The organism is Affinundibacterium fentianense (assembly GCF_018139545.1).
GTDB lineage: Bacteria > Pseudomonadota > Gammaproteobacteria > Burkholderiales > Burkholderiaceae_D > Undibacterium > Undibacterium fentianense.
Window position 1 is genome coordinate 1 of record NZ_JAGSPJ010000021.1, and the last position, 390, is coordinate 390.

Below are 390 nucleotides of genomic sequence, written 5' to 3' on the forward strand. Positions count from 1 at the left end.
TGGAATCGGCGACAGCAGAAACGGTGCCGTTGGTGATAGCAGGTGTGACAGGGACAGGCGGCATTATCGATAACGACAAGCCAGCGGTTTCCACAGTTGAACCAGGCGCACCGGGTGTGGGTGACAACAATGTGGTCGAAGGTAATAACTTGACCTACACGATCACGTTGACAGGAACGACATCGAATACCTCGACCTATGCCTACACCTTGGGTGGTGGCACAGCGACAGCGACGAGTGACTACAACACCACTCCGACATTTAGCAATGGCGTGAGCTTGGTCGGTAGCAACTTGATCGTCCCAGCGGGCGTGTCCAGCTTCACGGTCACGGTCGCGACAATTAATGACACGATTGTCGATAGTGCGTCACCAGAAACCTTGCCATTGG

The 390-nt window shown here is 54.4% G+C and carries 1 protein-coding gene; it reads left to right on the top strand.

The genetic code is table 11. The features are described from left to right. Window positions 1–390, top strand: a 390-nt coding sequence (locus tag KDM90_RS17620; protein ID WP_212676935.1) for a hypothetical protein, incomplete at both ends; no start/stop codon positions are given.